The sequence below is a fragment of the Micromonospora sp. U56 genome (assembly GCF_018070095.1).
In the GTDB taxonomy this organism is placed as follows: Bacteria; Actinomycetota; Actinomycetes; order Mycobacteriales; family Micromonosporaceae; genus Micromonospora; species Micromonospora purpureochromogenes.
This window is the reverse complement of record NZ_JAGPYL010000286.1, coordinates 1-690: the sequence shown is the minus strand read 5'-3', so window position 1 is coordinate 690 and position 690 is coordinate 1. Positions and strand designations below refer to the sequence as shown.

General features: G+C 62.6%; 1 protein-coding gene. It reads left to right on the top strand.

Features of this window, described 5'->3' with window-relative positions:
- Positions 1–690: hypothetical protein (locus tag KBX37_RS34015; RefSeq protein ID WP_210779904.1), on the top strand; the 690-nt coding region annotated here is incomplete at both ends.

Here is a 690-nt window from a genome sequence, read left to right as displayed (position 1 = left end):
TGATGAACAACCTGTTCGCCGGCAACACCGTCTGGTCGTACAACGCGTTCAACAACCCGTCGCGTGGCCTGTCGACGTTCGTCCGGATGTCCTACAACTCGCTGGACACCACCGACTCGGTCGCCGGGTTCGGCTGGTCGCTGCAGGCGTCGTCGATGATGCGCCTGGGCACCCCGCTGGACTTCCACCCCAACCCGAACCCGACGAAGGTCACCCTGACCGACGGCGACGGCACCAGCCACTGGTTCACCTGGGACGCGGCCACCTCGCAGTGGAAGAGCCCCAAGGGTGTGCACCTCTACCTGGAAAAGGTCACCGCGCTCGACTGCAAGCCGAACACGCAGGAGCGGCGGGCCTGGCGGCTGACCAAGCCGGACCGCACACAGTTCTACTACGACTGCGAGGGCTTCCTCTCCAGCACGGTCGACAACAACGGCAACGAGATGCTCTTCACCTACGAGGAGCGCAAGAGCAACAACAAGCCGACCAAGTTCCTCAAGTACATCACCGACCCGACCGGCCGGATCACCCTGACCCTGGACTACTACGCCAAGGGTCAGGCTTACGACTACATCAACGACACCACCTGGGCCCGGGTGTCCGGTGCGACCAACCTGACCAACCCGAAGATCATCGACCACGTCTCACAGATCACCGACATCTCCGGACGCAAGCTCACCTTCACCTACA